The organism is Azospirillum sp. HJ39, assembly GCF_041507355.1.
GTDB classification, from domain to species: domain Bacteria; phylum Pseudomonadota; class Alphaproteobacteria; order Azospirillales; family Azospirillaceae; genus Azospirillum; species Azospirillum thiophilum.
Genome location: NZ_CP167905.1, coordinates 1 through 20821, shown reverse-complemented (window position 1 = coordinate 20821; position 20821 = coordinate 1). Strand labels below are relative to the sequence as shown.

General features: G+C 66.1%; 9 protein-coding genes, 1 pseudogene and 1 other annotated feature. Of the genes and pseudogenes, 5 read left to right on the top strand and 5 right to left on the bottom strand.

The features are described from left to right. The first annotated feature begins 9 nt into the window (after positions 1-9). Positions 10-3498 (top strand): AAA family ATPase, encoded by a 3489-nt coding sequence (locus ABMY26_RS00995; protein ID WP_372394614.1) that lies wholly within the window; start codon positions 10-12, stop codon positions 3496-3498. A gap of 27 nt (positions 3499-3525) precedes the next feature. On the opposite strand, the gene ABMY26_RS00990 is transcribed toward ABMY26_RS00995, so the two are convergent. Together ABMY26_RS00990 and ABMY26_RS00985 are read right to left on the bottom strand one after the other, a co-directional pair. Further along, a complete protein-coding gene (locus ABMY26_RS00990) occupies positions 3526-5484 on the bottom strand; it encodes a carbamoyltransferase C-terminal domain-containing protein (protein WP_372394613.1) in 1959 nt (652 codons plus the stop codon). Beyond that, a complete protein-coding gene (locus tag ABMY26_RS00985) occupies positions 5481-6581 on the bottom strand; it encodes a glycosyltransferase family 2 protein (RefSeq protein ID WP_372394612.1) in 1101 nt (366 codons plus the stop codon). The genes ABMY26_RS00990 and ABMY26_RS00985 overlap by 4 nt, the downstream gene beginning before the upstream one ends. Before the next feature lie 596 nt (positions 6582-7177). On the opposite strand from ABMY26_RS00985, the pseudogene ABMY26_RS00980 reads away from it, so the two are divergent. The 3 genes and pseudogenes from ABMY26_RS00980 to ABMY26_RS00970 form a co-directional block, all read left to right on the top strand. Continuing rightward, positions 7178-7450, top strand: a pseudogene (locus tag ABMY26_RS00980) (transposase); the annotation flags it as partial. A gap of 173 nt (positions 7451-7623) precedes the next feature. Continuing rightward, a complete protein-coding gene (locus tag ABMY26_RS00975) occupies positions 7624-9213 on the top strand; it encodes a hypothetical protein (protein WP_372394611.1) in 1590 nt (529 codons plus the stop codon). Beyond that, positions 9210-12008, top strand: coding sequence for a hypothetical protein (locus tag ABMY26_RS00970; RefSeq protein ID WP_372394610.1), 2799 nt, complete (start codon positions 9210-9212; stop codon positions 12006-12008). The genes ABMY26_RS00975 and ABMY26_RS00970 overlap by 4 nt, the downstream gene beginning before the upstream one ends. Before the next feature lie 35 nt (positions 12009-12043). Here the strand turns inward: ABMY26_RS00970 and ABMY26_RS00965 are convergent, their stop codons facing one another. From ABMY26_RS00965 to ABMY26_RS00955, 3 genes are read right to left on the bottom strand one after another with little or no spacing between them, the layout of a single operon-like run. After that, a complete protein-coding gene (locus ABMY26_RS00965) occupies positions 12044-16126 on the bottom strand; it encodes a restriction endonuclease (RefSeq protein ID WP_372394609.1) in 4083 nt (1360 codons plus the stop codon). Then, positions 16126-18714 (bottom strand): CHAT domain-containing protein, encoded by a 2589-nt coding sequence (locus ABMY26_RS00960; RefSeq protein ID WP_372394608.1) that lies wholly within the window; start codon positions 18712-18714, stop codon positions 16126-16128. Before ABMY26_RS00960 ends, ABMY26_RS00965 begins: the two co-directional genes overlap by 1 nt. Beyond that, positions 18711-19151: a hypothetical protein gene (locus tag ABMY26_RS00955; protein ID WP_372394607.1), complete on the bottom strand. Its 441-nt coding sequence runs from the start codon at positions 19149-19151 to the stop codon at positions 18711-18713. The genes ABMY26_RS00960 and ABMY26_RS00955 overlap by 4 nt, the downstream gene beginning before the upstream one ends. A gap of 399 nt (positions 19152-19550) precedes the next feature. Here ABMY26_RS00955 and ABMY26_RS00950 point away from each other — a divergent pair. Next, a protein-coding gene (locus ABMY26_RS00950) for an IS3 family transposase (protein WP_372394606.1) occupies positions 19551-20782 on the top strand; the annotation gives its coding sequence in 2 pieces (ribosomal slippage) (positions 19551-19845 and positions 19845-20782; 1233 coding nt in all). After that, positions 19835-19951 (top strand) — a sequence feature (AL1L pseudoknot). (Overlaps the previous gene by 117 nt.) Positions 20783-20821 lie beyond the last annotated feature (39 nt).

The window sequence follows — 20821 nt, the reverse complement described above, 5'->3', positions numbered from 1 at the left end:
CTATTAATTATGGGTCTGGCAAAATCGGCCGATCGCCCTATTCCAGACGAGATCTGGCGTGCCAACTTTACCCTTCCCGACGGCAGTTTCAGCGGTGACAAGTTCGAGGATTTGTCCATCGATCTTCTGAAAACACTCTTCAACGCAGGGTGGTCGCGTACGAAGAAATCCCATGACGGCAATAAAGATTTTGTCCTGAATTTCTCCTCAGAGGCACACTGGGCGGAAAGCAAATCTTATAGAGAACCGATCTCGTACCACATCGTCAGCCCAACGCTGTTCATGGCATTGCTTGGAGACGCAACCACCGTAATTTTTTTGAGCCGGAGCCGATTCAAGAGCACGGCAAAATCTCTATTCTCCGAATATCAGCGCAAGACGGGAAAGACCGTCGTCTGCTTCGATGGCGCACTGCTGGACGACCTGATCGGGCGCTCGGGTGAAATCCTGAAGAAGTACTTCCCCGGCCATACCCACCTCGCCCCTGCCGGACGCGGCGTCCGCTGCCTTGCCGAGGTCACCCATGAGGTGTCCCGTCCGCCGGTGCTGCGCGAGGAGTATCTTCTCCAGGACGGCGTGCCGGGCCGGTCGAACTCCTCACTCACCATCGGCCTTGGAGAACTGATCCGGCTCAACGTCATCCTGATCAACGACAGCGCCGATCAGACCGCGACGGTTACCGTGTGCTTCGCCGAAGATTCGCCCCCCCTGATCGGCGAGGCGTTCGAGGTGGAGTCCTTCGCCGAAAAGCGCAGCGAGCGCCAGGCCACGCTGACCCTGAAGCCGGGCGAGGTCCGCCAGATCTCCGTGCTGTTGCGCGGCGTCAAGCCACGCCCGAGCACCGTCTTGCCGGCGCTGGTCGTCCGCGAGGGAGGACGCGAAATTGCCAGGGAAGCCTTGCCCGCGATCGAGATATCCCGCCTGTACAGAATCGGCATGATCGGCACCGCGCATCACGCCGCTTGCGACGCCATTGTCCGACAGGCCCGCAACTCCCGGTCCCACCGCATCTTCCAGATCGTCGGTCGAAGCGGCATCGGCAAGTCCCGCCTGCTCCAGGAAATCGGCGCCGCCTTGCTGGCCGAAGGCTACGATCTTCACCGCCATGACAAGGAGTTCGCGCAGCCGGAAGCGTCCGATCTTGTGCTGCGCGGGTTGCTGGCGGGACTCAACCGGTTGCCGCTGCTGCCGTCGGGCATGGAATCGGCAAGCGACGTCGATGCCGAAACCGGGAACTACGGCCAGGACGACGCCCAGCTTCTGGCACGGATGATATACCAGGAGAACAGCCCGCTACGGAAGGATCCGGTCCTCCTCGCGAAAGCGCTGTGCCGCAGCGTTCGCAGCCGCAAGACCGCACTGATCATCGACAACGTCCAGAACCTGGACGACACCTTCGCGGCGACCCTTGATGAACTCGTGTCGCGCCTGAACGCGGACGACACGGAGCCGCCGACGATCCTCATCTTCGCCTTCAACGAGGATCTGCAGGTGCAGGGCAGCGCCGCCGCGATGCTGGCCAAGCGCTTGGAGAACGAGGCCCGCCCTCAGGACTCCGAGGCGCGCATCCGCTCCTTCCGGCTCGACCCGTTCGGCCCGGCCGACGTCAAGGCGTTCGTCGAGGCGGCCGTGCGGGGGCCTGCCGGCGGCGGTTTCGACCTTGACCACTATCCGTTGTCGCGCAACGCCTTCTACGAGCATATCCCGGGCACTCCGCTGCATCTCTGGGAAACCCTGCGCTGCCTGCGCGACACCGGCGTCCTGCGCCTCGACAATGACCTGCTGGTCATCCGGGACGAACGGGACAGCACCCTCGCCGCGCTGCTCCGCACCATTCCGACAAAGCTTGCCGAGTTGCTGCGCAAGCGCTGGGAGGAGGTGCGGACCGCCACCGACCGGAGCGACAGCGGAGTGGGCGGTGACGACCTGGTGCGGGCCATGCGCACCACCTGCATGCTGGGGCGGACCAGCCGCGTGCAGCTCGGTGAGTTCGGCATACCCGGCGTCGTGACCGACCAGCTGATATACGTCGGCCTGCTCCAGGAAACCGGCTCGGGCGACGTCGATTTCTTCCATCAACAGACTTTTGCTTTCTTCCTGGGCGAGTTGTACCGGGATTTCCCGGCGGCGGACGCGGCCAAGCTGGGCCATGCCCTCCAAAGGCGCGGGCTGGACTTCAGTCATTTCCAGCAGATCTTCATTCTGCACGATCTGGCCGGCACCTCGTCTCCCGACCTCACGGCCCGGACCGCCGGCATCCTCGTGCGGCGCGGCCCGTCGCGGGAGTATTACGCGCTGCTCTTTCCGGCGTTGACCCGCCACCTCGTCAGAGCCGACCAGCCGTTGGAGGGCTGGGTTTTCCAGGCATTCCAGGCCATTTGCGACGGATACCAGCAGCTCGAATCGCTGCGCGCGGGATGTGACGCGCTGGAAAACATCTACGGGACCCGGATCCTGCCGCTTCCGGCGGACGGGCTTCCCGGAGTTGCGCTTGCCGGCTTCCTGTACCGTCTGGTCAGTGCTCTGCTGTCGGTGGCCAAAGACGGACGGGCCTTGGAGGTGGTGAACCAGGCTCTTGTCGATCTTCCCGCCGCAGCCTTCACCGCCCCGCGCGACCTCGCGTTGGCCGAGGCGAAGCTCATCAACCGGAAACAGTCGGTCATCAAGGGCTTTGGACGCGAGACGGAGGCGCTGGCCCTGGCGCAGCTGGCCTTCGAGACCGCCGCCACGCACGGCGATCGCGGCCTCCAGATCGAGGCACTGATGGATTCGGCCGAAATCTGGCTGGCCGGCGAGGCGCCGCGCGCGTGGTCGGAAGGGCTGGACTTCTACGAACGTGCCCTGGCGCTCATCGACGGCGACCTGTCCCTACCGGATCCGGTGCCGGTCCGCTCTTTCGTCGCCCGCAGCTGGATCCGTCTTGGCGCCCGCGATTGGGACGGGGCCATCGCCATCGCCGGCGAAGGTGTCCGTTACGCGGAAAGCATCCGCAATCATTTCTGGCAGGTGCGGCTGCGCCTGATGCGGACGTCAGCCATGCTGTGCGCCGCCGCGCTGAGCGGCGGACCGCCGGATACGGCTGCGCATGAAATCCGGGTGACGCAGGATGTCATGAACACCTACGCCGCCGGCCGCGACCTTTGGGCCAACCTCTATCTGGCGGGGAAGCGGCATCTGCTCGCCAACGAGGCCGGCGCCGCCTTCAACAGCTTCGGTGCCGCGATCCGCATTGTGGCGAACGCCGCCGCGACGCCCGAACGGCTGGCGCGCCGCGCCGTCCCGATGAAGGACATCGCCGTTTCCTGCCGTGCGGCGACCGGCGACGCTGCGGTTCCCCTGTTCGAGGCCCTGCCGCCCTCGGGCATCCGGCAGGAGTGCCTTGCCATTCTGCGCATGGACGACGGGCTTTTCCAGCCATTGGCCGAGGCTTGGCAACGCAGCGTGCTATTGTGCGTTCCGATCAGGTCGGGGGGGCATCTGACGCTGACCAAGCTCTGACGCGGTCGGCGGGCCGGGGCCTGCGTGTCATGGCTGTCCGATGCGCAGCCCGTCCACATAAAGCGCATCGAGCCCCGATCCGATGAAGAAGCGGATCGCGTCTTCCGGCGTCTCCACGATGGGTTCGCTGGGACCGTTCAGCGACGTGTTGAGGAGCAGTGGGCATCCCGTCCGCCGCTCCACCGTCTCGAGCACCCGCCGGAACGCGCCGCAGCCGCCGTCCACGGTCTGGACGCGCGCGGAGCCATCCACATGTGCTATGGCCGGATACGCCTCGGGATTGCTGACCCGCGCGGTGAACAGCATGTAGGGCGAGGCTACGGGAAGATCCTCGAAGGCGGTGTCCTGCCGCTCCGCCAGCACCGCCGGAGCAAGCGGCCGCCACAGCTCGCGCCTCTTGATGCGGTTGACCCGGTCGCGCACTGCCAACGATTTCGGAAGCGCGAGAATCGATCGATGCCCAAGCGCGCGCGGCCCCTGTTCGCCGCTGCCCTCGAACCAGCCGATGACATGGCCGGCGGCGAGGTCGTCGGCCGCCGCCGCCGCCGCATCCGCCGGCTCTGCCACTGTCAGTCCGGCCGCAGCGGCGGCGGCCCGGGCCGCCGCCGCGCCACCGCTGGCCGGTCCTGCGTAGACCTGCGCCGTCGTCATGCCGAGCGGTTGCGGCCGCTCCTGGCCGAGCATATGGTGGGTGACCCAGAGCGCGGCACCGATGGACAGACCGCCATCGTCGACATTCGGCTCCAGAAAGATGCCGCGAACCCGGCTTTCCTGGAGAATCCGCGTGTTGGCGGGGCAATTGAGCGCGCTTCCGCCGGACAAGCACAACACGTCGGCGGGCAGGCCCGAGCGTCCTGCCATGCCGCGCGCCGCGCGGATCAGGGCAAGCCATTGCTCCTCGAACAGCTTCTGTGTGCTGGCGGCGAGGTCGAGCTGGTAGCGGTTGAATGGAATCCAGCTCTCTGACGGTCCGTCGGGGGAGAACCCCAGCTGGGTGGCACGTCGGCGCACGTCGGCGATCCACGCCTGCGGATCGGGGTCCAGCCCTCGGCGCCGGAGATCCGCATGGTTGCCGATCCGGCGGGGGTCATGGAAGATCGGCTGCCCGTAGGGGGCAAGTCCCATCAGCTTGCCAGGTGCTCCCAACGGATCGAAGCCGACCTCCATTCCTACGCTATGGAAAAGATGCCCCATGATCATACCATGTGGCAGCAGGGGATGGATGTACCGGCCGCGGCCGTAATAGACGGCGCCGTTGGAGAACAGCTTGCGCTTTCCACCATAACCGTCGTTGGTGACCACAAGCGCAGCCGCGAAGGGCGAGCGGTAATAGCTGGACGCCGCGTGCGCGAGGTGATGATCCAGGCGCAGCCCGGGGATCGCGCGGCCGTCGATGGTGACGGTGACCGGCAGGTGGAAGCCGTACCCGGCATCGGCATCCTCGAGCAGGGATGTGGCGTCGAAATCCTCCATGAACGCCAGCCCCTCCGGCTGCGCCCAGCGCGGATGGGCCAGATGTCCCTCGAACCAGGGGACGGATTTCAGCTCCTCCTTCGGCACCCCGCGGTATGGCCCGAAATAATAGTCGAAGACCGGATGGGTGGTTGGATCGGGCGGCGTCGCCAGAACGCGTTCCAGCATGGATGGAGCGCACTGGCTCTCGACGCTACGTCCGTGGGCCTGCAACTGCCGCAGCAGGGGGCAAGGCAACCCGTTCGGGTCGCTGTCGACGTAATCGATGGCGACGTCGCCCATGTCGCGCAATAGAATATCGCACCCCTGCGTGGAAGTGATGGCGCAATAATCGATCTCGGCGACCGTCACCCCCGCCTGTTCGAGCACTTGGTCGAGGCAGCGGCGATCCAGCCCGTAATCGTGCTTGCGCCTGCTCATCCGCTCGCGTAGCGCATAGCCGGCAATATGTCCGTCCTTGACGACGGATAGGTTGCCATCATGTCCGAAATGCAGGCCGAGCACGATGGTCATGAGCGTTCCCGCAGATCGGCCATCGGGGCCGCGTTGCCGTGACGGTCCAGAGCGATGTCGTTGCCATGGCCGCGAAGTGAGAACCACAGGTCGTTCAGCCGCAGCGCATCGATCGAATCCACCAGCAGCAGCAGGGGGCCGGGACGCTTGGCCACGTCACGCCCGAGCACTTCGAACAAATTCAGGTGCCACGGGTCGCGTTCCGGCATTGGGCGGGCCAGAAACGGCCGCAGTTGGACCTCCGGAGCGAGGGCCGCGAGGATCGGCCGGGCGTCGTAGATGGTCGATATGTCCGCAAGATCGTAGAGGGGCTGCAACGTGACGTCCGCGGCCAGCCTCTCCACGCTCTCGCGGACATATCGGCCGATGTCCGTCACCAGAATGTCGCGATGCTTGGCGGTGCAATAGCCCCGCTCATCGATCTGGAATGGCTTCTTGCTGACATGCGCGGAATGGCCGCGGTGATATGCCTGCGCTTCGGGCACGATGACGGTGCCCTGGCCGGCAGCTGCCAGTCGAAGGCAGAACTCCACGTCCTGATAGTGGAATTTCAACTGTTCGTCGAAGCCGCCGATCCGTTTGAAAAGGTCATGACGAACCGTCATTTGTGCCGAGCAGGCCATCTGTACGCGCCGGCTGTTCCGCAGGCGCGGGTCGTCGGGAGCCGCGCGGAAGCACGGATGGAAATGGTTGTAGCCGCTCCAGCCGATGCCGAAATCCTGAACGCGGCCGGTCCGATCGTCGAGCAGCAGGGAGCTGGCCATGCCGGCGCCGGGATCGCGATGCAATTCGGCGACGTGCGCGTCCCACCAGCGGGCGGTAATGGAAATAGTATCGGCATCGCAGAAGCAGAGATATTCCCCTTTTGCCTCTTGCGCTCCTATATTGCAGGCTAAAGAATATCCAAGAGATTTATGGAAATAAACAGACCTTATACTCGGATGATGTTCGAGATTCACCAAAGATTTTTCATCGTCGTTATTTTGGACGATGATGACCTCTACATCGTCCGACCATCCGCTTCTCAAGGAGGAAAGACAGGTTAGCAGATACGGCTTGTTGCTATGGAACGGAACGATGACTGAAATTCGAGTCATAATTAATAGTTATCCATATTGAAGCGAACGACTTCCTGCATACCGCCCCGCATCAAAGCGGTATGCAGGAAGTTATAATTCCGAGAATCCCTGCGAAAGTCAACAGCATGCCAATACATATCATAGTATGATCCGTAGATCGAAACTGTGATTTTTAATAATCATCGCAAAATTCCATACATATTATTGTAATTTAAAATATTTGAAATTCTGATCAGGCGCATATCCGGCGTATTTTAAATAGATCAACCATTAATCGTCAGTGTAGCGATCGTAGATTGAGCCAGCAGGTTTCCACAGCGGCTCGATGGTGCGGGCACCGATGCGTCGGAGATGAGCCTTGAGCTTGGCGAAGGTCATTTCTGTCTGGGCTGTAGCGGCAGGAAGAGGAACCAGGCGCCCCGTTCCTTGAGAACGGCTTTGGCTTTGTCGCTCTTATGGCTGGACAGGTTGTCGACGATGACGACATCGCCCGGCCGCAATGAGGAGGCGAGTTTTGTTCAACATAGGCCTCTAAAGTACTTGGTTAAAAGCCAGGGCAACAGTTTGGCGAGATCTCCGAAGTGCCAGGGATCAAAAATGGTTGCGGCGCTGATGGCCTGACGCCGAAAGCCAATAGCAGCAGCGACAAGGAACGCCATATCGGCTTCTGCAAGCAGGGCGACCGCTACCTCCAGCACCTGCCGGTCGTCGGCGCAACCGCCGTCATGCGGTTCGCTCGCCAGGGCAACGCCAGCCGAAGCAGGACGACGAAGCTGTTGAAAAGCAAACCCGCCAAGCTGGCGGCCGTCGCCTTGGCCAATAAGACGGCGCGCGTCGCCTGGGCGGTGATGACTCGTGGGAAGAGTTGCATGGCGCCGGCCACGTAACCGCTGCCGGCTCTTCCAGCTTGGCGCGGCGCGGCTTGGAGCGTGCGGACGGCCCACATATGGCTTCGAAATTGTGGTTTTTGGTTGCTTTGATCCAATGAAAATATCTATTATTCATATGCCAGAATGGCAATTATATCTTTTGATTGAATTTAACAATCGTTGCTATCGCAATGAAATTGATCGATCACCCCATCCCCGACCCGTTGCTGACTCTGCGATCCCTCCTGCTCGACCATTCGCCATCGCAATTCGAGCGTGCGATAGCGTCCGCGCTGTCCGGTATCCTTGGAACGCCCTTCCGGCAGGCATCGGCTGGACGGCAGCCAAGCGGCGACGCCGGCGGTGGGGCTGTGCGGTTGGAAGCCAAACGCTATCGCGACCGCCCGCCAGACACTCGCGATCTGCTGGGCGGCTTGACGTCGGCCGTCACCGCCGCGCCCGGCATGACCCATTGGGTGGTGGCAAGCACGGTCGGTCTCCCCTTGCAGGCGACCGAGACATTACGGCAGGCAGCCGCCCGGGAGCGGATCCTGGAGGTGGTGCTCGACTGGCCCACGGCCGGTGCTCCGCCGCTGGCCGGCGCGCTGGTCGCGGGACGGGAGGCCGTGGCGGCTGATTTTCCCATACTGGCGCCGGTGCTCGCCGCCCTGGCCGCACGCACGGACATGCTGGCTGCGGCGGATGCCGTGTGCCGACGGTTGTTGGAAGAGGCCCCCAATCGGCCGATCCACGATCCAAGCCTGCCCTGCCTGAAGGACCGCATGACGCCGACGGCGGTTCTCGATCCTCGCTTCCGCGTCGTGCCGTTCATGAACCGGGACGGAGAGCTTGAGGACTGGATCGCCTGGGCGCGCGGCGGCAACGAACCGGCACGCCTGCTCACCGGGGACGGCGGCATGGGCAAGACCCGCCTGATGATCGAACTGTGCCTCGCTCTGGGGCCGTTCGGCTGCCGGGGCGGCTTCCTGCGGGAAGGGGCGACCGCCCAGGATCGCGAAGGGCTGATCCGGCAACTTGCCGACTCCCGGCCAATCCTCGTCGTGATCGACTATGCCGAACGGCGCGCGGAGGATCTGGCGGCGTTGTGCGCCCTGGTTCAGGAAATGGAGGTATGGGATCGCGTGCGGCTGGCCCTGCTGGCGCGTGGCGACGGCGGGTGGCGAACCGCGCTGTGCGAAGCCTGCGCCGCCGCCGATCTGATGCTCGGGGACGATAGCGGCCTGTCGATACGGCGGATCGCTCCGGCAGCCCCGAGGAAGGCGGCGCATGCCCAGCGCGACCGCGCGGCGTTGCTGGCGGAAGCGGCGCGCGCCTTCGCCGCCGCCCGTGGAATCGACGGTGACGCCATCGCAACGGCCTTGCCTGGCGACATCGACCTGCGCCGCGACGACTTCGACCGCATCCTGCTGCTGCATCTCGAAGCCTGGAAGGTGGTGTATGGCGACAAGGGGGACCGGAAACGGACCCCCCTGGACAGTGCGCTGCGCTGGGAACAGCGCTATCTCGCCAAGCAGGCGACTTGGCTCCAATCACGGACCCTGATGGAGACGGCGGCGTGGATCTACATGAACAACGGCGCCCCCACACGGCGCGCCGCCATCGACTTGCTGACCCGCTGTCCGGCCTTGGCGGGGCAGTCCGCCGACCGGATCGAGCGGGTGGTGGAGATCTTCCATGACACTTACCCCGGCCCCGACTGGCTGAACCCGATCCAACCGGACCTTCTCGGCCACGCCCTGATGGATAAGCATCAACCATGACTGCGCGTTCCCCCCTTCTGGACGACCCTTTCGATCAGGCCGTGCTCGATGCGCCGCCCGACCGGCGGGCGGACATGCTGACACGGCTCACCCGCGCCGCCAGGGACCGTCCGCGCGGAGCCAGCGCGCGGCGCCTGCGCCGGCTGCTCGCAGAGCACATCGACCGTCTGGCCGACGAGGCGCTGACCGTCGCCCTGGAAACCGGCGAACCGATGGCGAAGCTCCTCGCCAACGCCATACGCCGTCGAAAGGATCCGACGCTCGCCCGTCGCGTGGCGGACGGCTTGCGGGCGCAGCATCCCGCCTTGATCGAGATCGGAACGGCCTGCTGGACGGTGATCGTCCGAACGATGCTGCGCGGCGACGATCCCTCGCACCCCGACTTCCCCTTGCGGATGGCCGATGCGGTCGGCGAATTGGTGGGGTGGCTGGACCGGGCCGGACGCCATGGAGCGGCGGTCGCGATCATTCGCCGGGGGCTGGCGTTGCTGCGTCGGCACCGCATGCCCACCCCCTTCGCCTTGCTGTGCCAATATGGCGGCGTCCTGGCCGCGAAGGGGGATCTGGCCGAGGCCGAACGCTGGCTGCGCCACGCCCTCGCCTCGGCGGAGCGGCAAGATGCGGTTCCGCTCGACATGGTGGAGGAATGGATCAACCTCGCCACCGTCCGCTCCAATCTGGGCGATCGGGATGGCGCGCTGGACGCCAGCCGGTACGCGGTCCATCTGCTGCTGCGCGCTCGCGGCTCAGGCGACCGCGCGCTCGAACATTTGCCGAGCGCACTGGGCAACCACGCGCTGTTCCTGCTGGAGGTGGAGCGTCCGGTTGCCGCACAGGCCGCCATCACCCATGCCCTGGCGCTTGTGGAGCGCAAGACGAACCGCGACCCCGACGCCAACCGGCCGGAACTGGTGGACGCACTGATCAACGCCTCCTCCATCTTCACTGCCGCTGGTGACATGGCGAAGGCGCGGAATGCCTCGGCCCGCGCGGTGGCGGAAGCGAGGTTGCTGACCGGCTTCCGTTCGGCGCGGCATGCGAAGGCACTGGTCCTCAGCCTGATCAACCACGCCATCGATCTGGAGCGCTTGGGCGAGGCCGAGTTCGCCTTCGAAATGGCGGAACAAGCGGCCGATCTGGCCCGCCGGATCGGCATGGCCCATGATTTCATGCCCATCGACCTGGAGATCGACGCGCTGTCCGCCCTGTGCCACATCGGCCTTCAAGGCGAATTCGTCGCACAGGCCCAACAGGCCGGCACCGCCGCGCTGGCGCTGCTTGAAGATTTACCCGAAGCCCGGCGGCGCCCGCATCTGCTGGAACTTCTGCCCAACCTCAGCGACGTGCTGGCGAAGGCAGGAGACGGTGACGGGGCACTGGCTCTCGCCGTCCGCGCCCATGCCACTCTGCTGGAGGCGGAGGCGGACGGGCTTGCGGACGCCGAGCTGCGGATCGGCATCCGCGACACCTACGCCAAGCGTCTGTCCGAACAAGGAGATGCCGGCGCGGCGGTGCGGCTGGCGCGCGAGGCGATGGACGCGATCCGGGCCGCCCGCGATGCCGGTCTGATCAGCGCCGCCCCCGCCCACGCGATGGTGCATCTGGCCGGACGGCTGTCCGACCTGGGCGATCTCGACGGGGCACTGGACATGGCGCGCGAGGGGGTGGCGATGGTGCGCGGGCTGGCCGGTCACGACCCCGATTGGGCGACGGCGGAGCTGCCGGTCGCCCTGCACACGCTGGCGCGAACCCACTGGCTGCGCGGTGAATTGGACGACGCCTGTGCCGTCACCGGAGAGATGGTGGTGCTGAATCGGCACCGGATGACGGTGGACGAACGGGCCAGCCTCGACGATCTGGCGTCATCGCTGGAGTTCGACGCGGTGCTGCACAACGCCGCCGGCCGCCTGGACCAGGCGAGGGCTGGCATCGCGGAGGCGATCCCCCTGTTCGAACGGCTCGTCGATCTGGGCGGTGCGGGCTTCACCGCCGATCTTGCCAATGCGCTGCACAACGACGCGGTGATTGCGCTTGCCGCCGGGGATCTCGCCGCCGCCATCGCGTCGCAGGAGCGCGCCATCGCCGCGCTGGACCGTCTGGAGTCCTGGGATGTCCATGCCCGCAAACTGGCGGCGGACAGTCTGGCCAATCTCAGCGTCTATCTGACGATGGCGGAGCGCGTTGGCGAGGGGCTGGACGCGACGGCGCGCGCCTTGGACGTCATCGGAGATCTGGCCGGCCGCTGGCTGCCGGCCGTGGAAACCGCCATCAACGTCAAGGTCGCCCGCGCCCGCTTGCTGCTCGTCGCCGAACGCCCGGACGATGCGCTGGAACTGAGCGAATCCGCCCTGGCCGCGATGGATGAATTGGGAACCGAGGGAGACGCGCATGTCTGGCGCGGGCCGGCTCTGAACGTCCGGGCGATGGCCCGAACCGCGCTCGAGCATCCACAGACGTCGGACGCGGTCGCACAGGCGCTTGCCTTTCATCGGGATGCCTTGAACGCGGGCAGCCTGGACGATGTCCACGGGTTTTGCGACGCCGCCGCCGTGGCGGTCGACAGCCTCATGGACCGGAAGGAACCGGTGAGCGGCTTGCTGGAGGATATCCTGGATCGGCTGGAACCCTGGATGGACCGCCTGCCGCCGCCCCGGCTGGCGTCCGCGACGGTCGAACTCGTGCGGGCGTGCGGTGCGGTGCCGGTGAACGGCTTGACGCTGACGGAACGACGGAGGCGCATGCTGGACCGCTTGATGGCGGCGCAAACGGTGGATGGGATGACGCCCCCCGCGTAGCCAGTCGCCACACGCGGATTCGGCGGACAGGGCGATCAGCCCGCATGCACACGATGATCCAACGCGACGGCTGCGGCAAACTGGCGGTCCACCGCCGCCGCGAGCGCCCCCAGGATGTCCGGGGCAAAGCGTGGGCCGGTTTGCAGGTTTTTCGGTAAACGCTCCATCAAGTGGACCAGGGCGTCATGGCAGAGGCCGCACCGTTTCAGGCGGGCCTCGATGCTTTCGCCCGCCCCGATGTCGCGCAAGGTTTCCCCCGGAAGCTGGACCATCACCCGGATGCCGAAGGTCTGGGCGCGCGTCCTGGCCTGCTCATCCTTGAAGGGGCCGGAAAGCCGCCCGATCAACCATTCGATATGAGGCCCGGCCCCCTCCAGGCTGAGCACATCGACCAGGGCCTCGGTCAGCGGGATTTCCTGGCCGCTGGCCGATTCCAGCAGGGCTTCGGCCAATATCGCGCAGGCCACCTCCAGGTTGTACGGAGCCCATGCCCGGATGAATCCCCAGACATGCCGGAGAAAGGCTATCTGACTTCGCCGCTCCAGGAAATGCCGGACCCGTTGCCGCAGATCGCTGGCATCGACCGCTTGGACGGCTCCGGGCAACCTCTGCCCGACCGCCGCCTTCATGGCATGCCACAGGGCCTTCGCCACCCCCAGATCCTCTTCACCCATCAGCCGCGCCCAGACCGCCGGCCAATCAACCAGGAGCCCCGCGTCCCCATGCTCTCGCACCAGTTGGAGAAGAAAATCGGCGGCGGCGACGCGCGTGCCGCCGGAGGCACTGCCCAGGGCGGCCATCACCTGCGTCATCGGCAGACCATCGCGCCAGATCGTGATCGGCATGGCGCCGAAACTTGCCAGATAGACGGCCATGAAGCTATCGGCGGTGTCGCGAGCGATGTCTTCGACCACCCGGCCGCGCCGGCTGGCATTCGGATCCACTTGATCGTCGTGGGCCAGCCTCTCCAACAGGATCAGGGCCGCGCGCTTGCTGCCGATCGCGTTTTCCGCCGCCCACTCCAGCGCCCGATCCAGCAGACGTCCGCGCGCGCCGTCTGGAATCCCAAGGGGGTTGGGCAGGCTTCCGACCACCTTCTCGCGGTCCTTCGGCGGCACGTCGGCCAGACCATCCAAGAAGCTGTGCAGCGCCTCTTCGGATAGGGTCTGTATGCCGAAAGCGGCCAGTTTGAGCCTCTTGCGCCACTCCCGCCGGTCGCCGTCCGCTCCGGGGCGGGGCAAGGCCGCCGCGATGGATGGGCCGATCCGGTCGGCCTGCCCGGCCGGAAACGAGTGAGCCACACGATCGATCATCCAGGTGGCTCCGGCGCCCGGCGCCTCCGCCCCCAGCGCCAGAAGATACCGGGCGACCGGTACGTCCCCATCGCCGAGCCAGACGTTGCAGCAGAAGTCGCGCAATGGGCTGCGCGTCCGGTCGGCGGCCACCAAGGCGAGGATGCGGTCGAGCCACACCGTGCGATCTTCCGGCGGCACCATATGGGCGAATATGACTTGGTCGGCGGGTTTCGGCTCTCCTCCGCCAGCCAGTCGGGTGAAAATCCGCTCCGCATCGGCCGTTCGGTTTTCGGTCACATCGGCCAAGGCCCAGGCCACCATTGGCGACAATTCGCTACCGGCGAGATCAGGCGAGGTGTCGATGAAATCGCAAAGCCTCGTGACGTATCTCCGCCGCTCGCTCCGTGGAAGATCCCGCCACGCTTCGAGGGCAAGCCGCCTGAGCTTGGACGAGGTGAAACGTAGGAACGCCGCCCATAAGAGATCCGTCGCCCGCGCGGCATCCCAGGCCGCCATGCCCCGCAACGCGTCGATCAGGCGCAACGCCCAATGCTGTTGCTCGGAGCCCATCCACGCCGGGCGCCACGCATCGATCGCCCAGTTCAGCCAAGGCGCCAGCCGATCCGACCGGAAGCGGGCCAACCGGCCCACGGCTTCGAACAGTTCGACCGTCACCTCGGTGCTGCCCGTATCCAACAGCATGGCTGTCAGGAAACCTCTCCCATCCCCGCTCCAGGGGTCGCCAAGGGCGAACAATTCGTCATGGCGGTCGGCGGTCATTTCGTGGCAGCAGCCAAGGAAGCGTATGAGAAGGCGGTTCTCGCCAGACATCCCTCCGCGATCCGCGGAGAACAAGGCCATCTCAAGGGGCCTGCGGGCGTCGATGGCGATGGCCGAGGTCATCTGCATGTAGGTTTCGACCGCCGCCGCATCCGCGAGGTCTTGTCCGCGCCGCAGCAGGGAAGCGACGATGTCCGCCCCATGGCCGGAATGCAGGAGAGCCACCTGCCGCAGGATGGCGAAGGCGCTCAGGTCGACCTCGCGGTCGGTGTGGTCGATCAGGCCGTCGACAGCCTCTGGTCCGGCGGCGACAAACAGCCGGGCGGCGGCGTGCTCGAAGAAGCTGTCGTGGAAAAATTCGATGTCGTCTTCCCGCGCCCAGGCGCCAAGCCAGACCAGTTCTCCGTTCGGAGCCGTCGGCTTGTCCTCGGGCGCCTTCAAGATTTCTTCCGATCTCAACGCATCGACGGCTTCGTCAAGCGTCGGCTTCGGCAGGCCGCATACCTGAGGGTGGCGGGTCAGGTCGGCCAGCAGCGTCGGCTTGGACAGGCGGGTTTCCCGCCTATCCAACATATGGAACACGCTGAACAGCGCCACGGCCTCCCGCAGTTCGGGCGAGACCGCGAAGTTGCCCGACCGCAGCTTCTGCTTCCAGAACACATCGTACAGGTCGATGACGCGCAACGCCTCGGGCACGATGCCGTCTGGATGGGATTGGAACAGCAGCCGCAGGGTCAGCGGATGCGCCAGAATGCGATGAATCGATTGCCGGCCCAGACTGAGCCTGGACAGGTTGTCGAGCGACGCCGCCCGTTCCTGCCGCGACAAGCGATCCCAGAAGGCATCGGCATAGCGGGGGATCGCCTCCGCCAGTTCCTGTTCGTCGAAGTCGCCAACCTCCAGCCGCCGGAACGTGGTGTCCTCGATCCAGCCGCGACCACGCATCAGCCGGGTGAATTCGGTCTTCCGGCTGGTGGTGACCAGCACCGCCCGCCGGTCGCGGACCACGGCATCGATGAAGTCGGCAAGGATCCGGCTGTCCCGGACGTTGTTGACCACCGCGTCGAGCGTGTCGAGCGCCACCACCGCACGCCCATCCCGCGGCAGGGCGTCAAGCCGCCGCCGCAGGATCCCCAGGTTGCGACGCAGGACGCTCGACCCGTCGAAGGCGACCGGCGGCGGCGCGAAATCGTCGGGAAGTTCGTCGGCGATCAGGTGAATGCCGGACACGAGCACGCGCAGATCGACCCGCCCTTCCAGCGACAACCGGCGCAGCAGGGTGGATTTGCCGACGCCGGAATGACCGGTCACCGCCACCCAGCGCGGGGTCGGGGGCTGTGCCCGCAGATGCCCGAACAGCGTCGCTTCGAGCGGACGTTCGATGGTGTATTCCTGCCAGGGGACGTGCCGGCATCCAGCCATGGGGGAATCGGTGCCGACATCGTACCGCAAGGTGTCCGCCCACATGGCGGCCCCGCCGCTTTGCCGAGTAAGGGAGTCCCGGATGTCGTCGCCGAGCCTCGCATACTCGTCCTTGCGCCTTTCGATGTCGGCGGCGAACGCGGGCCAAATGTCGGGAAAGCACCCTTTCACGACATCCGGCGCAAGGGAGCATAAGGCGGCCAAAGACGGGATGGCGCCGGGATTCGCCTTCCAATCCAGACACTCCACCCCGATGCCTTTCGCAATCACCCGCAAGCGATTCAGATCCTCGTGATTGATCTGCGTCGTCGCGGCGATCACCCAGATATCGAGCTTCGGGTTTTTATGCAGCGCGTCCTCAAGTTTCCTGCGAAGTGCATCAAACCGCAGCGGTTTGGAGTAGCGCTTGCACTCGATCGTAATCTCGGGAAGGCCGGGGCGGCTGTCGGCGACCATGTCGCAACCATGCTGGGGGCCGGATTTCATCAGATGGATCTGACGACCGAGCACGCTGCGCAGCACGTCGCGCACAAATCCTTCGAAGCCGCGCTCTCCGGTGGGTTCCAACGTCCGAAGGGCTGTGACGAACGCCTCCAGCCCTTCGCCGCCACCCGTCGCCATCACCGCCCCTCCGCCGCAAAGCCGAACAGGCCGTAGCCGGCCCATTCGTACAGCGGCCGGTCACGGTGGCGCAGCATGGCTTGGCGCAACGCTTCGGCCTTCGACAGGCCCGCCAGCAGCCAGCCTTGGTAGAAGGCGGCGACGATGTCCGGGGCCACGCCCCCCTCCCCCAGGATCGGCCAGAAGCTCAGCGCCGCCGCCGTCACTTGCTGGCTCAGCAGGACGCTGACGAGGCCGAGCGCCTCCTGGTTGCGCAAGGGGGCGACGCGGCCGGTGTCGCAGCCGCTGAGGAAGACCAGCTCCGCCGCCGTCTGCCGATGGGCCAGCGTCTCCAACGAGACGAAACGGTCCTGCCCGTCCGCCGACAGCGACAGGCCGCTGGCCGCCGGCCGCGCGGGATCGAACAAGCCATGCGCGGCGACGTGCAGAATGTCGGCGTCGAGATGGTCGAGCAGCGCCGCGCAGGTGTCGCCGGTGCCGATCGCCGCCGCCAGTTCGCGGCAACCGGCGCTCCGCAGCAGCCGGCGAACCTCCTCGCCCTCGTCGGTGAAGCCGCGCCGCAGACCCTCGCCGTCGTCGCGCTTGCCACCGGCGGCGAGCGCGAAGCTGGCGGGACGGCGCGCGCGGGCCGCCGCGGCGAGCCAGACCGTGGCGCTTGGCGCATAGGAAACGGCGAAACGGTCGATGACCCGCCCGCCGCCGGCCAGCGGCAGAATGTGGAACGGCAGCCGGGTGGCACCACCCGCCGGTGCGACCACCAGATGCCGGACATCGGTGCCCAACCGCTCGATCACCGGATGCAGAAGTCCCTGGGCCACCGGCTCCAGCCACGCGAAGGGATCGCCGGCCAGCAACGACCGCGCCCAGACAAGGCAACGGTCGAAGCGCGCCGCCGCCTCGGCCAGCTCCCGCTCGCCGAGCGGCAGGGGAACCAGCACCGGTTCGGCGGCGCCATGCACCGCCACCACGCAGACGCTGCGTCCGGCCCGATGATCGTATTCCAGAAAGGCGGTGCCCGGCGGCAGCGCCGCGCTCAGTTCGGCGAAACCGGCGGGGGCGGCATGGCGATGGCCGATGGCGAACGCCTTGGCGGCCTGGAGGCCGTCGAACAACGGGCCGGCGTCGCCGCCGTCGATCAGCGCCCCGATCACCTCCTCGTACAACGCTTCATGCTGGGAGGAGAAGGTGAACTGGTGCAACGGGTCGTCGACATGACCGCGCAATTGCCGGTCGAGCGCGGTCATGCGGGCGAACAGGGCGACAGCCTCGGCCGTCTTGTCCGTCCGCAGGCGGACGACACCCAGATAGCCGAGTCCGGACAGCAGCAGGTCACCGTGTCCCGAGCGCTCGCACAGCGTGACGATCCGCTCGAACAGTTCCGCCGCGCGGTCGAGGCGACCGGCCCGCAGCATCACCCGGCCGGCACTGCCCAGCATCGCCAGCACCTCTTCATCGACACGTTCGGGCAGGCGCGGCACCAGGGATTCGGCGATCTCCAGGGCGGCCGGCAGATCGCCATGGGCGATGGCGAACTCCAGGCGCAGCCGGCCGCGCGTCACCCCATCGGGATCCACGCCGGTCCCGCGCGTGATCTTCTCGTATTGCGTCAGCCAATGCGCGGCCTTGGCGAATTCCCGCCGGCGCAGGTGGAAGAGGTGAAGGTTGCAGCAAGAGGTGGCGACGGAATGCCAGTCGCGCGTCCGGTCGGCACCGGCTGGGTTCAGCGCCAGGTCGAGGCAGACGCGCAGATGCCTTTCCTCCTCCTCGGGCAGGCCAAGCCGTTCGTGGAGCAGCGCCAGATTGCCATGCACGGTGGCGAGTTGGTCTTCGTCGCCGAGGCGCCGGCAATCCTCCGCCAGTTCCAGGAACATCGTCAGCGCGGTTCCGGTATGGCCGAGCGCGCCATGCGCCAGGGCAAGGTTGGAGCGGGCCGAATGGCGCAGCCGGTCGTCGTCGATCTCCGGCAAGAGATCGGTATAGTGCCGCACGAGGTCGGCGTAACGCCCCTGGCGCAGCAGCACGACACCGAGGTTGACCGCCAGCGCGTGGCGGAGCAGCGGATCCGCGATCGGCGCACCCCCATCGAGAACCCCGCGCAGGCAGGCTTCGGCTGCGGCCGTGTCGTCGGTCAGCAGAAAATAGTTGCATTCCTCCAACGCCAGCGTGGGACGCAGCCGGTCATGCCCACCGCGTTCGAGCGCGGCGCGGGCGACGTCGAGCATGCGCCGGCCGAGTCCGAGATCGGCGCGTCGGGTGATCCCGGCCTCCGCCGCCTTGATCAGCGTATCGACCGCATCCTCGTCGAGCGCCGGCCGCAGTTCCTCCACGGCCTCCGCCAACCGGCCTTGGACATGCGCCTCCAACAGACGCATGGCGAGGTCGAGATGCGACAGCGCCGCTCCACCGGTCAGGGCCAGATGACGGCGCGCCACGTCCAGCAACAGCGGTTCCGACGCGCGCGTCTCCAGCAGTTCGAAGAACAGCGGCCCCATGCCGGCGGCGTGCTCCTCGATCAACCGCTGAAGCGCCGTCTCGTCGGATGCGGCGAGGACCTGCCCGACCAGCCGTTCGGCCTCCTCGCGGGTCATGACTTCGTGGATTTCACCGACGTCACCAACTCGGCAAGTTCACGCAGGACGGAGCCGGTCTTGATCTCGACGCCGCCGATCTTGACCCGGTTCTCGCCCAACAGGCGAAGCCCGACGATGATGGCCGCCAACACCCCGGCATGGTCCATGACATACTCCACCGCCGGCAGGAGCTGGGCGATCTCCGAGGCGCTCCGCACCACCTGCCGACGCCGGACCTCGTCGAGCATGTCGGACAGCCCGGGATCGGCCGCCAACACAGCCGGCACCAATTCGGCCAGCAGTTCGGGAACCCGCTCGCGCGGCAACCGGCGCAACGCCGCGGCGACCGCCTCGGCCCCATCGGGCACCATGGCCGGCGCACCGGTGGGCAGGCGTTCGGCGATCGCGGGCGCGTTGACGAAAAAGAATACGGCAAGTGCCGGATCGATGGCCATGGACGCGGTCCCCCTTGGGTCGAAGACATCTTATACGCGCAAAGAGAATAGCCGGATCCCGCCTATGGCGCCATGCCGGTCGACGGGGCCGTGAATCAAACGCATGCGCCGAAGAGGCGAAGCCGGGTCGGACATCACGCCGGTGGAGCCAAGCCGGTCCTATGGTCCTCTCCTACCGGATGATTCAATCCCCGGTTTTTTCCGAGTCCCCATTCCCGTGGATTGTCATGCCGGAATGCAGGCGTCTCACCATGAGAGGAGATCGCCATGGATTAAGAGCACCTAACAAAACGGCGTTTGGTCTGTTGAGAGGTGTATGGCTTCCCCTCTCGTCTCCGACGCGCGTTGAACCGCGCCGGGTTTTCTGGAGGCCCCGTTTCTTGAGAGACTGGGGTCATCATGGCGAAGCAAGCATCACCCAAATACGCCCCTGAAGTGCGCGAGCGCGCGGTTCGAATGGTGTTCGAGCACGAGGGGGATCACGCCTCGCAGTGGGCGGCGATCGGCTCGATCGCGGCGAAGATCGGCTGCACGGCGGAGACGCTGCGGGGCTGGGTCCGGCAGGCCGAGCGTGACCAGGGCAAGCGGCCGGGGCCAACGACGGACGAGCAGGAGCGGATCAAGGCGCTGGAGCGTGAGAATCGCGAACTGCGCCAGGCGAACGAGATTCTGCGCAAGGCGTCGGCGTATTTTGCTCAGGCGGAGCTCGACCGCCCGTTCAAGAAATGATCGCCTTCATCGACGCGCACCGCGCCGTCCACGGGGTCGAGCCGATCTGCAAGGTCCTGCCGATCGCCCCGTCGACCTACCGCGCCCATGCCGCCCGGACGGCCGATCCGGCCAAGGCGCCGGCCCGCTCGCGAAGCGACGCGGAGCTGAGTTTGGCTATCCGACGGGTCTGGAATGAAAACTTCCAGGTCTATGGGGTGAGGAAAGTGTGGCGGCAGTTGGGGCGGGAAGGCATCGACGTGGCACGCTGCACGGTGGCCCGGCTGATGCGCCAAATGGGCCTGAAGGGCGCGACACGGGGCAAGGCGGTGCGCACCACGATCAGCGACCGGGCGGCGCCATGCCCGCTCGACCGAGTGAACCGCCAATTCCAGGCGCCCCGCCCGAATGCCTTGTGGGTGGCGGATTTCACGTACGTGGCCACATGGCAGAGCTTCGTCTACGTGGCCTTCGTCATCGATACCTTTGCCCGTCGCATCGTCGGCTGGCGGGTGTCGCGCACGGCACACGCCGGCTTCGTCCTCGACGCCTTGGAACAGGCGCTCCACGACCGTCGGCCGGTCAAGGGCAGCGGCCTCATCCACCACTCCGACCGCGGGTCGCAATACCTTGCCATTCGCTACACCGATCGCCTCACCGAGGCCGGCGTCGAGCCCTCCGTGGGCAGCGTCGGCGATTCCTACGACAACGCCTTGGCCGAGACCATCAACGGTCTCTACAAGACCGAGGTGATCCGCAGACGAGGACCCTGGCGCACTCTGGAGGCCGTCGAGTTCGCCACCCTGGAATGGGGCGACTGGTTCAACCACCGGCGCCTCCTCGAACCCATCGGCAATATCCCGCCCGCCGAGGCCGAAGCACGCTACTATGTTCAAGTCGAGGACGTCGCCATGGCGGCGTGACTCAACACAAATGACCTCCAGAAAACCCGGCGCGGTTCA

What these genes read in the sequence shown, in the direction of transcription:
- ABMY26_RS00995 (WP_372394614.1), top strand. Translation starts at nt 10, where the DNA reads ATGGGTCTGGCAAAATCGGCCGATCGCCCTATTCCAGACGAGATCTGG.
- ABMY26_RS00990 (WP_372394613.1), bottom strand. Translation starts at nt 5,484, where the DNA reads ATGACCATCGTGCTCGGCCTGCATTTCGGACATGATGGCAACCTATCC.
- ABMY26_RS00985 (WP_372394612.1), bottom strand. Translation starts at nt 6,581, where the DNA reads ATGACTCGAATTTCAGTCATCGTTCCGTTCCATAGCAACAAGCCGTAT.
- ABMY26_RS00975 (WP_372394611.1), top strand. Translation starts at nt 7,624, where the DNA reads ATGAAATTGATCGATCACCCCATCCCCGACCCGTTGCTGACTCTGCGA.
- ABMY26_RS00970 (WP_372394610.1), top strand. Translation starts at nt 9,210, where the DNA reads ATGACTGCGCGTTCCCCCCTTCTGGACGACCCTTTCGATCAGGCCGTG.
- ABMY26_RS00965 (WP_372394609.1), bottom strand. Translation starts at nt 16,126, where the DNA reads ATGGCGACGGGTGGCGGCGAAGGGCTGGAGGCGTTCGTCACAGCCCTT.
- ABMY26_RS00960 (WP_372394608.1), bottom strand. Translation starts at nt 18,714, where the DNA reads ATGACCCGCGAGGAGGCCGAACGGCTGGTCGGGCAGGTCCTCGCCGCA.
- ABMY26_RS00955 (WP_372394607.1), bottom strand. Translation starts at nt 19,151, where the DNA reads ATGGCCATCGATCCGGCACTTGCCGTATTCTTTTTCGTCAACGCGCCC.